The organism is Streptomyces sp. NPDC127084 (genome assembly GCF_042724175.1).
Taxonomy (GTDB): domain Bacteria; phylum Actinomycetota; class Actinomycetes; order Streptomycetales; family Streptomycetaceae; genus Streptomyces.
This window is the reverse complement of the sequence record NZ_JBHXFA010000083.1, coordinates 1-13,010: the sequence shown is the minus strand read 5'-3', so window position 1 is coordinate 13,010 and position 13,010 is coordinate 1. Positions and strand designations below refer to the sequence as shown.

General features: G+C 68.4%; 10 protein-coding genes. 5 read left to right on the top strand and 5 right to left on the bottom strand.

Annotated elements, in window-relative coordinates; translation table 11 throughout:
* Positions 1-105: 105 nt before the first annotated feature.
* The 4 genes from ACFWI9_RS19970 to ACFWI9_RS19955 all read right to left on the bottom strand — a co-directional run bounded on the left by ACFWI9_RS19970 (position 106) and on the right by ACFWI9_RS19955 (position 8,098).
* Entirely contained in the window at positions 106-1,038 is a 933-nt protein-coding gene (locus tag ACFWI9_RS19970; protein ID WP_387163785.1) for an ABC transporter permease, read from the bottom strand.
* Between the two features lie 172 nt (positions 1,039-1,210).
* Positions 1,211-2,848: an ABC transporter substrate-binding protein gene (locus ACFWI9_RS19965; protein WP_387163747.1), complete on the bottom strand. Its 1,638-nt coding sequence runs from the start codon at positions 2,846-2,848 to the stop codon at positions 1,211-1,213.
* A 447-nt stretch (positions 2,849-3,295) separates the two neighbouring features.
* Complete coding sequence (typA, locus tag ACFWI9_RS19960) at positions 3,296-5,203, bottom strand: translational GTPase TypA (protein ID WP_387163746.1); 1,908 nt, start codon at positions 5,201-5,203, stop codon at positions 3,296-3,298.
* Between the two features lie 285 nt (positions 5,204-5,488).
* A complete protein-coding gene (locus ACFWI9_RS19955) occupies positions 5,489-8,098 on the bottom strand; it encodes an ABC transporter substrate-binding protein (protein WP_387163744.1) in 2,610 nt (869 codons plus the stop codon).
* A gap of 303 nt (positions 8,099-8,401) precedes the next feature.
* On the opposite strand from ACFWI9_RS19955, the gene ACFWI9_RS19950 reads away from it, so the two are divergent.
* From ACFWI9_RS19950 to ACFWI9_RS19935, 4 genes are all read left to right on the top strand, one after another.
* Positions 8,402-8,626, top strand: coding sequence for a hypothetical protein (locus tag ACFWI9_RS19950; protein WP_387163742.1), 225 nt, complete (start codon positions 8,402-8,404; stop codon positions 8,624-8,626).
* An 89-nt stretch (positions 8,627-8,715) separates the two neighbouring features.
* On the top strand, positions 8,716-9,543 hold the full coding sequence (locus tag ACFWI9_RS19945; protein ID WP_387163741.1) for a hypothetical protein: 828 nt from the start codon (positions 8,716-8,718) through the stop codon (positions 9,541-9,543).
* Between the two features lie 18 nt (positions 9,544-9,561).
* Positions 9,562-11,493 carry a fumarate reductase/succinate dehydrogenase flavoprotein subunit gene (locus ACFWI9_RS19940; RefSeq protein ID WP_387163740.1) on the top strand — a complete coding sequence of 644 codons (1,932 nt, stop codon included), beginning with the start codon at positions 9,562-9,564 and terminating at the stop codon, positions 11,491-11,493.
* Positions 11,490-12,260 (top strand): succinate dehydrogenase/fumarate reductase iron-sulfur subunit, encoded by a 771-nt coding sequence (locus ACFWI9_RS19935; protein WP_387163737.1) that lies wholly within the window; start codon positions 11,490-11,492, stop codon positions 12,258-12,260. The genes ACFWI9_RS19940 and ACFWI9_RS19935 overlap by 4 nt, the downstream gene beginning before the upstream one ends.
* 225 nt (positions 12,261-12,485) lie before the next feature.
* On the opposite strand, the gene ACFWI9_RS19930 is transcribed toward ACFWI9_RS19935, so the two are convergent.
* Positions 12,486-12,659: a CsbD family protein gene (locus ACFWI9_RS19930; RefSeq protein ID WP_387163735.1), complete on the bottom strand. Its 174-nt coding sequence runs from the start codon at positions 12,657-12,659 to the stop codon at positions 12,486-12,488.
* Positions 12,660-12,797: 138 nt separating this feature from the next.
* Between ACFWI9_RS19930 and ACFWI9_RS19925 the strand changes: the two genes are divergently transcribed.
* Positions 12,798-12,968, top strand: a complete 171-nt coding sequence (locus ACFWI9_RS19925) for a hydrophobic protein (RefSeq protein ID WP_387163733.1) — start codon at positions 12,798-12,800, stop codon at positions 12,966-12,968.
* The last annotated feature ends 42 nt before the right edge of the window (positions 12,969-13,010 follow it).

Here is a 13,010-nt window from a genome sequence, read left to right as displayed (position 1 = left end):
TCGCCCCACAGGGAGCGGGCCTTCTCCTGCTTCGGCGCGCCGGTGTCCGCGACGACGGAGGGGGTGTCGACGGCTTCGTCTGCCACGGCGGCGGTCTTGGTCGCGTCAGGCATAACGGATCCTCGGGTCCAGGACCGCGTACAGCAGGTCGATGAGCAGGCTGGTGACGAGGTAGACGAGCACCAGGATGGTGACGAGGCCGACCAGGGTGGCGCCCTCTCGGCGGGTGATGGACTCGTAGATGAGACCACCGACGCCCTTGACGTTGAAGATTCCCTCGGTAACGACCGCGCCGCCCATGAGGGCGCCGATGTCGGTGCCGAGGAAGGTCACGACGGGGATCATCGAGTTGCGCATCAGGTGGACACCGATGACGCGGCGCTTGGGCAGGCCCTTGGCGACGGCCGTGCGCATGTAGTCGGCACGCAGGTTCTCCGCCATGGAGGTACGCGTGAGCCTGGCCACATAGGCAAGAGAGAGGCTGCCAAGCACAATGGCCGGGGCGATCATCTCGGAGAGCAACTGGTCGTTGCTGACGTTCGGCTGGATCCAGCCGAGCTGGAAGGCGAAGACCACCTTGATGATGAAGCCGAGCACGAAGACCGGGATCGCGATGATCAGCAGGGTGAAGATCAGGATCGCGTTGTCGGCGAGACGGCCGGCCTTCAGGCCGCCGATGATGCCGAGCGTGATACCGAAGACGAGCTCGAAGGCAAAGGCCAGGGCCGCGAGCTGCAAGGTGATGGGGAACGCATCGCCCAGCACTTCGGTGACCGGCCGTCCGTTGCGGATCTGATTGCCGAAGTCGAAATGCAGGATGATATCGATCATGTAGTTCCAGTACTGCTGCCAGATTGGCAGATCCAGTCCCAGTTCACGTCTCTTCGCGGCCAGCGTCGCCGGGTCGGCGCCCTTGTCGCCGAAGAGGCCCAGCACAGGGTCGCCGGGCAGGCTGTAGACCATGAAGAAGATCAGAAAGGTTGTCCCGAGGAATACCGGGATCATCTGGAGCAGTCGTCGTGCGACATAGCGCCCCATCATGCCTCCGTTGAGATGTGACAGCCGCAGCCAACAGGCCCTCCCCCGCCGACCGCGTGCCTTTTCGGGCACGCGAGCGGCGCGGAAGGGCCCCCCCGCCACTGCGAAGGGCCCGTTGGGGGGGTGGGGCCACCCCCACCCCCCCAGCGGCTAGCGGACTACGCCTGGTTGATTACTTCTTGACCTCGACGCCGGTCAGGATCGGGTCACCGGCCTGGTCGTACTTGACGCCCGAGACCTTCTCCGAGTGGCCCGCGTTGACCTTGTAGTACCAGAGCGGGATCGACGGCATGTAGTTGACCAGGGACTTCTCGGCCTCCTGGAACAGCTTCACGGACTCGTCGAGCGTCGCGGCGCTCTCGGCGGCCGTGAGCTTGGCGTCCAGCTCCTTGTTCGAGAAGCCACCCTGGTTGCCCGCCGCACCCGTGCGGTACAGGTCGCTCAGGAAGTTGCCGTTGATCGGGTAGTCCAGCGACCAGGCCGAGCGGTACATGGACTTGACCTGCTGGCTCTTGCGAGCAGCCAGGTCGGCCTGGAAGTCCGGCTTGCTGTCACCGGTGCACTTGACGCCGGTGGCCTGGGTGATGCTGTTGCAGACCGCGTCGACCCACTCCTTGTGGCCGCCGTCCGCGTTGAACTGGATGGTGATCGCGTTCTTCGGAACACCACCGCCGGCCTTGATGAGCTCCTTGGCCTTGGCCGGGTCGTACTTGGTGATGTCGCCCGCGGCGTTCTCCTGGAAGCCCAGGACGCCCTTGGCGACCCAGCCGGTCGCCGGCTCACGCGTACCCTGCAGCACCGTCTTGGTGATGGTGGCACGGTCGATGGCCATGGACAGGCCCTGGATGACCTTGACGTCGACCGGCTTCGGCTTCGCCCACTGGTCCGCGTAGAACGCGACCGCGATGGACTGGATGGCGGAGTGGTCCGCGTCAATGGCGCGGTCACCGAGGTCCTGGTGGTAGACCGGGAGGTCCTTCGGGCCGACCTGGCGCAGGACGTCGACGTTGTCGGACTTCAGGTCCTCGTACGCGGCCTCGAGGGTGGTGTAGTTCTTGAAGAGCACACCGCCGTTCTTCGCCTTGTTCGGGCCCTTGTAGGCGTCGTAGCGGACGATCTTGATCTGCTTCTTGTGGTCCCACGACTCGAACTTGTAGGGACCGTTGCCGACCGGCTTCTCGCCAGCGGCCTTGGGGTCCTTGTAGAAGGACTCCGGCAGCGGCGCGAAGGGGATGTAGGCAAGCTTGTGACCGAAGGCCGGAACCGGGCTCTTCAGCTCGACGGTGAAGGTGTTGTCGTCGACGATCTTCAGACCCTCGAGCTTGTCCCCGGTCGGCTTGGCGCCTTCCTTCTCCGGGTGCAGAGCCTCGAAGCCCTTGATGTCGGCGAACCACGAGGCGAGGCCCATGGCGTTCTTGATGTTGGCGTTCCAGTTCCACGCGTCCACGAAGGACTTCGAGGTCACCGGGGTGCCGTCGTGGAAGGTCCAGCCCGGCTTGAGCTTCACCGTCCACGTCTTCGAGTCAGTGGTGGTGAGCGACTCGGCGTTGATCATCTCCAGCGAGCCGTCGGCCTTGTAATCGACCAGGGTCGAGAACAGGCCGTTCATGACGAGGGAGCCGTTGGACTCCATCGTGTCGCCGGTGTGCAGGAGCTTCTCCGGCTCACCGAGCTCGACCGAGTAGATCCCGTTCGGGTCCACCTCGCCCTTGGCGTCGGATCCGCTGTCCTTGCCACCGCCACAGGCGGTCGCTGCCAGGGCGACGACGATCGCGCCCGCTACCCACTTGGCGCTCTTGGCACCACGCATGGGTTCCTCCTCATGAGTCCACTAGTCACAACAAGACAGGCATCGATCTACGCGCGCTGACACCCCTGACAGCGTGCTTGTCAAGTACCCGGAGTGTGCTCGTGAGTCGGCGCTCCCCACAGCGCTTGACCCATTGACCCGAGCTCAACGGAGCCAACTATTAAGGAGCCGAGGGCTATAAACCACACTTAAAGGGTCTCGTTTTGACAACATCGACGGACCCGCGTTGACCGAAATCCGGACAAAGCGATCACAGACAGACACCCGCGAAACGGACCGTTAACACATGTTCCGGAGCGCCGCGTTCGATAAACGGATGCAACGGGTCACGTTCGGAGCCGAAAAATAGTTGACGAAGAGCCCGGCCATCCTGGTACTGAGGATGGCCGGGCTCTTGCCGGTCAGGTTGGCTGGGTACCGGCGGTCAGCCGCCCGGCAGACGGCCGATCAGCCGTGCTTGGCGCGCGAGGCGGCGCGGGCGCGCTCGCGGGCATCCAGGTTCACCTTGCGGATGCGCACGGCCTCCGGGGTCACCTCGACGCACTCGTCGTCCCGGCAGAACTCCAGGGACTGCTCCAGCGACAGCTTGCGCGGCGGCACGATGGACTCCGCCACGTCGGCCGTGGAGGAGCGCATGTTGGTGAGCTTCTTCTCCTTGGTGATGTTCACGTCCATGTCGTCGGAGCGGGAGTTCTCGCCGACGATCATGCCCTCGTAGACCTCGGTGCCCGGCTCCACGAAGAGGACGCCGCGCTCCTGGAGGTTCGTCATCGCGAAGCCCGTGACCGCACCGGACCGGTCCGCGACCAGCGAACCGTTGTTGCGGGTCGTCAGGGTGCCGAACCAGGGCTCGTGGCCCTCGTGGATCGAGTGCGCGATACCCGTACCGCGGGTGTTGGTCAGGAACTCCGTACGGAAGCCGATGAGGCCACGGGACGGGACCACGAACTCCATGCGGACCCAACCCGAGCCGTGGTTGGACATGTTGTCCATCCGGCCCTTGCGGACACCCATGAGCTGGGTGACGGCGCCCATGTGCTCCTCGGGCACGTCGATCGTCATACGCTCGACCGGCTCGTGGACCTTGCCGTCGACCTCCTTGGTGACCACCTGCGGCTTGCCGATGGTCAGCTCGAAGCCCTCACGGCGCATCTGCTCGACCAGAATGGCCAGCGCCAGCTCACCGCGGCCCTGCACCTCCCAGGCGTCCGGGCGCTCGGTGTCCAGGACGCGCAGCGAGACGTTACCGATGAGCTCGCGGTCCAGGCGGTCCTTGACCTGGCGGGCGGTGACCTTGCGGTCCTTGACCGCGGCCTTGTTGTCCGCGCCCTTGCCGGTGCCGCCCCGGCCGACCAGCGGCGAGGTGTTGGTGCCGATGGTCATGGAGATCGCGGGCTCGTCCACCGTGATCAGCGGCAGCGCCACCGGGTTCTCCGGGTCGGCCAGCGTCTCGCCGATCATGATCTCGGGGATACCGGCCACGGCGCAGATGTCACCGGGTCCCGCCTTCTCGGCCGGCTTGCGGGTGAGCGCCTCGGTCATCATCAGCTCGGAGATGCGGACGTTGGCGACGGAGCCGTCGCGCTTGATCCAGGCGACGGTCTGGCCCTTGCGGAGCTCGCCCTGCTCGACCCGGAGAAGCGCGATACGGCCGAGGAAGTTGTCGGCGTCCAGGTTGGTGACATGGGCCTGGAGCGGCGCCTCGTCGTCGTAGGTGGGCGCCGGGATGTGGTCCAGGATCGTGGAGAAGAACGGCTCCAGGTTCTCGCTGTCGGCCGGGACCGTGCCGTCCTCCGGCTTGGTCAGCGAGGCCACGCCGTCACGACCGCAGGCGTAGACGATCGGGAACTCGATCTGGTCCTCGTCGGCGTCCAGGTCGAGGAACAGGTCGTAGGTCTCGTTGACGACCTCGTCGATACGGGAGTCCGGACGGTCCGTCTTGTTGATGCAGAGGATGACGGGCATCCGCCGCTGGAGCGCCTTGCGCAGCACGAAACGGGTCTGCGGCAGCGGGCCTTCGGAGGCGTCCACCAGCAGCACGACACCGTCGACCATCGACAGGCCGCGCTCGACCTCGCCGCCGAAGTCGGCGTGGCCGGGGGTGTCGATGATGTTGATCGTGATCGGGGCCCCGCCGTCCTTGGGGTGGTACTTCACCGCCGTGTTCTTGGCGAGGATCGTGATGCCCTTCTCACGCTCCAGGTCGTTCGAGTCCATGACGCGGTCGTCGACGGAGTCGAGCTGGTGAGCCGCGAAGGCACCAGCCTGCTTCAGCATGGCGTCGACGATGGTCGTCTTGCCGTGGTCGACGTGGGCGACGATGGCTACGTTACGGATGTCGTGGCGCGTGGGCATGGGTGGCTTGCGCTTCTCTCGGATCGTGGGATGCGGCGTCTGTGTGCTCGTACGCCCGCGTGGCGGACGCGCCACGGCTGTGTCCATGGTACGGGGCCGCCGCGGAAGGGGCTTCCCGGGCGTGGGGTCCCATGGCACGGGGTGCCGCGGCACATGGTGCTCCCAGGCCGGAGACCCTGGGCCGCCGTCATGGAGTGCGGCGCCGCCGGGCGCCCTCGCGGCCGACGGCGCCGAGGCCGCACGGAGCCGGGCAAGCCGGCCATCCGGCCCGCCCGGCGATGTGGGTCACCGCTGCTTGAAACCGATGTCCTGGTAGCGGGGCGACGCGTAGCCGAAGGCCCCGACATTGGCGAGGTTGTTCCTTACCGCCACGAGCTGCGGCCGCTGGTAGAGGGGGATGGACCCGGCCGCTGCCCAGATGTGCGCGTCCGCCTGCTTCACCAGCTCCACCGCTTCCTTCTCGTCGAGCTCCGAGAGGGCCCGCTCGAAGAGCTGGTCGATACGGTCCGTGCCGACCCGGGTGAAGTTCTGCTCCACCAGCAGGGAGCCGTCGGCGGCCGGCCGGGGCTTCGCGAAGATCGGCCGGGCGTCGGTCGCGGGGAAGGCGCTGGTGGGCCAGGAGTAGAGGGCGAGGTCGTACTCGCCGGACGCGATGTGGTCCTTGAAGTAGCTCTCGTCGGCGACCTTGGTGATCTCGGTGCGGATGCCGACCTCGTCCAGCATCCGGGCGATCCGGTTGCCGACGGTGCGCAGGGTCCCCGAACCGGGCCCGGAGGGGAGCACGAACCTCAGCGTGAGCGGCTCGCCGTCCTTGCCGAGCGGGCCGCCGGCCGGATGTCCGGCAGTGCCCGCGGGCGCGGGGGCGCGGGTGCCGATCGGGGCGTAGGCCCCGGCCATGCCGCCGCCCTGCTTGCCGTCCCCGTGGCCGAAGCGGTCCACGTCATCGCCTGCGGCGGAATCGTCGCGGGTGCCGTCACCGAGGCGCCCCTCCGGGTCGCGGGTGCCGTCGCGGTCCAGCGCGTGCGCCTGGCGTACCACCCCCGCGCGCTGCACGGCGGCGCTGGGAGCGGGGGCCAGCACGTTCCAGCCGACCTCACGGCCGGGGAGCACGTCGCCCGGCTTGTCGTCGGTGGCGCCCGTCCCGTCGTCCCGCGTGCCGTCGCCGAAGGCGCCGTAGTCACCGAAGCCGCCGGATTCGTCTGACTCACCGGCGTCGACGGACTTGTCGGAATCCCCGGAGTCATCGGATTCGGTCTCGAAGCCGTCCAGGTCGCCGAGGCCTACGCCGACGGACCCGACCCGATCCCGGGCACCGGGGTCGCTCCCGGCCTCGCCACCGGACGACTCGGCGCCGGGTTCCGCCCCGCCGGCCGGCGCGCCGGCACCGGAGCGCTGCGCGGCGGGGGACTTCGCAGCCGGGGTCGGTACCGCCGGGCTCTTCCCGCCCGTCCCCTGCGGCGCGGGCTGGGCGTCGGCCTCCGCGCCCGCCTTGGTCCCGTCGTCGGTCTTCTGGCGCGCGCCCTCGCGCGTCCAGCCGGCATCGGCGAGCAGCGCCTGCGCCTCCTCTGTGTCATGGCCGCCGAGTGCCGCGCTGCTGTCGGCGTAGGCCCGCTGCCCGACGAGCGCGACATGGCTGCCGACCGGCTTCGCGGGCAGCCCCAGCGGCCCCAGCACGCTCTCGGCGAGCGCCTCGCGGTCCAGCGCGCGGGCCACGGCGCGGCGTACCCGCTCGTCCGAGAGCGGACCGGACTCGCCATTGAGCGCGAGCTGGGTGTACGAGGGCTCCAGCGACTTGCGGACCACGAAGTCGCGCAGTGCGGTCTGCTCCTTCAGATACGCCGCCAGCGCCGCCTCGCCCGGTCCCCCGGCGAGCTGCGCCGTCTCGGCCTCGTCCTCGTCGGCTCCGTAGGCCTTGGCCGGCGAGGTCGGCATGGCTGTCGGCATGGACGAGGACCCGGTATCCGGGGAGCCGGCGGACCGCCCGGCGGGCCCGTTCTTCCCGGTCCGTGCGGCTGCGGCGATCCGGTCCGCGGTGCTGCGGTCGATCTCGGCCACGTCGATGGTTCCGGCGGCGAGTGCCGTCGCGCGCTTGTCGCGGGGTACGGCCTTCAGGACGATCGAGTCGAGCCGGGCGGGCTCGCCCCACCAGCGCGGATTGCGGACGAGGGTCAGGGTCCCCGCTTCACGGTCGGCGGACTGGAGCATGAAGGGGCCCGCGGTGGTCTTCAGGGCGTTGCGGACCTCCTCGTTGAAGGCCGCCGGAGCGCCCATGACCTCCTTGGGGTAGAGCGGGGTGAACAGGGCCTGCCAGTCGGCGTAGGGCTTGGCGAAGGTGACCCGGACCTCCTGGTCGTTCCTGCCGCGCTCGATCTTCTCGATCCGGTCGTAGCCGGCGTTGCGCGCACTCCAGAACGCGGTGTTCTTGCCGCTCAGCGCCTGCCACTGGGCGAGGAAGTCGGGAGCGCCGATCTGCCGTCCGCTGCTCCAGACCGCCCGCTCGCTGAGCTTGTAGACGACGACCTGCTTGGGCTCGCGCTCGGTGATCTCGGCCGACGCCAGGTAGTCCGCGTCGCGTTGCGGACGACCGTGCCCGTCGAGCCGGAAGAGGGCCGGGAGTACCGCACCGGTGACCCGGGAGGTCGCGGCGTCGGCATCGGCCTGGAAGACGTTGAAGGTGGCGGGCACGGCGTCGACGGCCCAGCGCAGGGTGCCTCCGTCGTCAAGCCGGTCAGGGGCCGCGGCGCCGATGTCCATGGGTGCCTGCTTCTCGCTCACCCCAGGCAGCGCCGTGGTGCAGCCGGCCAGCGCGGGCATCGCGATGACCCCGCTGGTGAGGAGTGCGAGAGCGGACCGCAGGGTCCGGCGCGACCGGCGGACGGCGACGACGTCGGGCATGGCCTGTACCTCTTCGTCCTGGTTTGGGCTGACTCAGGAATTTGGCGATGATCACACTGATTCCGCCTACACTGAAAGGCACGGTGGGCAGCGCCACGCCGCCGACACGGCGGACGGCTCGTTAAACCCACCCATGCGGCCCACCGGGGATGCCCTCCTCCGGGTGGCGCGCGCGGGAATCGGTGCACACGCCTTCACAACAGGGGATGTGACGCGCGACACTCGCAGGCGCACAAGGAGCCCTCTGGGGAGCGACCCCAGACACCCGCATGCCACCCGCGACCGCGGAAGTGAGGGCAACACATGTCCGTGCAGGACGATTTGACGGCGGTCAAGCGCTGCCTCGACGACCTGGCCCGTACGGTCCACCGGCTGGAGCAGAGCCTGCTGCGCGAGGACGTCTCCCGCGCCCAGTCGGTCCACCGACCCGAGCCCCTGGTGACCATCCCCGACACCCCGTACGACAGCACCCTGTGGACGGACTCGGACGACGAGGGTCTGGGCGCGCGCGACCGACGCGCCCCGTAACGGCCGGCGTTCCTCCGGACCTCGCAAGGCTCGCGTGCCGCGTACCCCGTACGCCATCGCTCCCGAAAGCCATGTCCTAGGAGACCTCGTTGGCCACAGGCACCCAACCTCATAACGCCCACGGCGGGACCGGTGTGCACGGCGCCTCACGCGCCGCGATCGCCCCCCGCCACCTCAGGACCGACCGCTGGTGGCTGGCGCCCGCCGCCACCGCGGCCGGTCTGCTCGCCTTCATCGTCTACTCGACCTGGCGGGCTTTCGCCAACAGCGACTACCACGCCGCGCCCTATGTATCGCCGTTCTACTCCCCCTGCCTCGCCGAGAACTGCGAGACCATGCCGGGCGGGCCCAACTGGGAGATCTTCGGAAGCTGGTGGACCCTCTCCCCCGCGCTGCTGATCCTGGTCTTCCCGCTCGGCTTCCGGCTGACCTGCTACTACTACCGCAAGGCCTACTACCGGGGTTTCTGGGCCTCACCGCCGGCCTGCGCGGTGGCCGAACCGCACCGGAAGTACACGGGCGAGACCCGCTTCCCGCTGATCCTCCAGAACGTCCACCGTTACTTCTTCTATCTGGCGCTGCCGGTCGCAGGCATCCTCACCTACGACACCGTGCTGGCGTTCCGCGATGAGCACTACGCCTGGGGCCACATGGGTCTCGGCACCCTCGTCTTCCTCGTCAACATCGTGCTGATCTGGGCCTACACCCTGTCCTGCCACTCCTGCCGGCACATCATCGGCGGGCGCCTGAAGCACTTCTCCAGGCATCCGGTGCGCTACCGGCTGTGGGGGCTGGTCAGCCGGCTGAACGAACGTCACATGCTGCTCGCTTGGACATCGCTGGCCAGCGTGGCGCTCGCCGACTTCTATGTGTACCTGCTCGCCAGCGGCGCCTTCGCCGACCCGCGTTTCTTCTAGGTGGAAAGGTGCTCATCGATGACCGAGCTGGAACGCCAGGAGTGGGACGTCGTCGTGGTGGGCGCGGGAGGCGCGGGGCTGCGTGCCGCCATCGAGGCTCGCGAGCAGGGCGCCCGTACCGCCGTGATCTGCAAATCGCTCTTCGGCAAGGCGCACACGGTCATGGCGGAGGGCGGCATCGCCGCCTCCATGGCCAACGCGAACGCCCACGACAACTGGCAGGTCCACTTCCGCGACACCATGCGCGGCGGCAAGTTCCTCAACCAGTGGCGGATGGCCGAGCTGCACGCCCAGGAGGCGCCCGCGCGGGTCTGGGAACTGGAGACCTGGGGCGCGCTGTTCGACCGCACGAAGGACGGGAGGATCTCCCAGCGCAACTTCGGCGGCCATGAGTATCCGCGTCTCGCCCATGTCGGCGACCGTACCGGGCTGGAACTGATCAGGACCCTCCAGCAGAAGATCGTCTCCCTCCAGCAGGAGGACAAGGCCGAGTCAGGCGACTACGAGGCCCGGCTGAAGGTCTTCCAGGAGTGCACGGTGACACGGGTCCTGAAGGACGGCGACAGGGTCTCGGGGGTCTTCTGCTACGAGCGCGAATCCGGCCGCTTCTTCGTACTGGAGGCACCCTCGGTGGTGCTGGCCACCGGCGGCATCGGCAAGTCCTTCAAAGTGACGTCGAACTCCTGGGAATACACCGGCGACGGGCATGCCCTGGCGCTGCTCGCCGGAGCTCCACTGGTCAACATGGAGTTCGTGCAGTTCCATCCGACCGGAATGGTCTGGCCGCCGTCGGTGAAGGGCATCCTCGTCACCGAGTCGGTGCGTGGCGACGGAGGGGTGCTGCGCAACAGCGACGGCAAGCGGTTCATGTTCGACTACGTCCCGGATGTCTTCAAGGAGAAGTACGCGGAGTCCGAGGAGGAGGGCGACCGCTGGTACGAGGACCCGGACAACAACCGGCGCCCACCCGAGCTGCTCCCCCGCGACGAGGTGGCCCGTGCCATCAACGCCGAGGTGAAGGCGGGCCGCGGCTCCCCGCACGGCGGGGTGTTCCTCGATGTGTCGACCCGGATGCCCGCCGAGGTGATCCGGCGCCGGCTGCCGTCCATGTACCACCAGTTCAAGGAGCTGGCGGATGTGGACATCACGGCGGAGGCGATGGAGGTCGGGCCGACCTGCCACTACGTGATGGGCGGGGTCGCGGTCGACTCCGACACCGCCGCCGCGGCCGGTGTCCCCGGACTCTACGCGGCGGGCGAGGTCGCGGGCGGGATGCACGGCTCCAACCGGCTCGGCGGCAACTCGCTCTCCGACCTGCTGGTGTTCGGGCGCCGGGCGGGCCTGCACGCCGCCCGGTACGCGGCGGAGTCCGCCGGAGCCAGGCCGGCCGTGGATCCGGCACAGATCGACACGGCCGCGGCGGAGGCACTGCGCCCGTTCAGCGCGGCGAAACCGGAGCCCGGCGCGGTGCCAGAGAACCCGTACACCCTCCATCAGGAACTCCAGCAGTCCATGAACGACCTTGTCGGCATCATCCGGCGCGAGCCCGAAATGGCTCAGGCGCTCGAAAAGTTGGCCGAGCTCCGGGTCCGCGCCCAGTGGGCGGGGGTCGAGGGACACCGGCAGTTCAACCCGGGCTGGCATCTCGCCCTGGACCTGCGCAACATGCTGCTGGTCAGCGAATGCGTCGCCCGCGCGGCGCTGGAACGCACCGAGAGCCGGGGCGGCCACACCCGTGAGGACTTCCCCGTGATGGACCGCGAGTGGCGGGCCGTCAACCTGCTGTGCCGACTGGCGGACCCCACGGGCGCGTCGGCGGCCACCGACCCGGCGCGGGGCCGGATCGAACTCGTCCGCAGGACCACCGAGCCCATCCGCAACGACCTGCTCGCCCTGTTCGAGAAGGAGGAGCTGGTCAAGTACCTCGCCGAAGAGGAGCTGTACGCATGAGCACGTACGACGCCCGGTTCAGGGTGTGGCGAGGCGGCCAGGAGGGCGGCGATCTCAGGGACTTCACGGTCGAGGTCCACGACGGTGAGGTCGTACTGGACATCATCCACCGGCTTCAGGCCACCCAGGCGCCCGATCTGGCGGTGCGCTGGAACTGCAAGGCCGGCAAGTGCGGTTCATGCAGCGCGGAGATCAACGGGCGCCCCAGGCTGATGTGCATGACCCGGATGTCCGTCTTCTCACAGGAGGAGACCATCACGGTGACCCCGCTGCGGGCCTTCCCCGTGCTGCGCGACCTGGTCACCGACGTCTCCTTCAACTACACCAAGGCCCGCGAGGTGCCTTCCTTCGTCCCACCCGCCGGTCTGGCCCCGGGCGAGTACCGCATGCGGCAGTCCGACGTGGACCGCTCCCAGGAGTTCCGCAAGTGCATCGAGTGCTTCCTGTGCCAGGACACCTGCCATGTGGTGCGCGACCACGAGGAGAACAAGACCGCCTTCGCCGGTCCCCGCTTCCTGATGCGTGTCGCGGAACTGGACATGCACCCCCTGGACGCCGCTGCCGAATCCGGACTCGACCGCAAGCGCACCGCCCAGGACGAGCACGGTCTGGGCTACTGCAACATCACCAAGTGCTGCACGGAGGTATGCCCCGAGGGCATCAAGATCACCGACAACGCCCTGATCCCGCTGAAGGAGCGCGCGGTGGACCGCAAGTACGACCCGCTTGTCTGGCTCGGCAGCAAGATCCGCCGCCGGACGCCGTGACGCCGTGGCGGTCGCGCCGCGGCTCCGGCTCAGGCGGGCTCCGGCTCAGGCGGGCTCCGCGCGATCGTTCCGGTCACGCGGGCACGGCGACGCCCGACCGGCCCCCGGCGGCCGAACCGGGTGGACCGTGCCGGGCCTGAGACGGCCGGGCAACTGACGGCTCGGACAAACGCCGGATGGGGCCCTCCTATTCAGGAGGGCCCCATCCGAAGGGCGCACCGGTTATCAGTGCTTGAAGGCGTCCTTGGTCTTCTCCTTGCCCTGGCGGGCATCGCCCATGCTCTTTTCCGCCCGCCCCTCGGCTGCCATCCGGTCATTGCCGATGGCCCTCCCCAGGGCTTCCTTGCCCTTGCCCTTGGCCTGCTCGACCTTCGCCTTGGCCTTCTCGCCGGCAGTCATGGAAACGCGCCTCCTCGAAGCTAAGAAGCAGTGGTCTCTGATGGCAGCTCGTGCCCCGACTCCCCCTTCATAAACAAGAATTCTTCAAGGAATGAGGATGGAAAGGCAGGGCATACGGAGCCCAGGAGGTCGATAACTATGGTTCCCCTGCTACTCGTTCTGCTTCTCGCCGTCATCCTTTTCGGCGCCGGATTCGCCGTCAAGGTGCTGTGGTGGCTGGCCCTCGCCGTTCTGGTGCTGTGGTTGCTCGGATTCGTCATGCGCTCCAACCCCGCGGGCGGCAGCCGCGGTCGCTGGTATCGATGGTGACCTGAACCCCCGGCCCACCACCCCGGGGCCCCGCCGTCGACC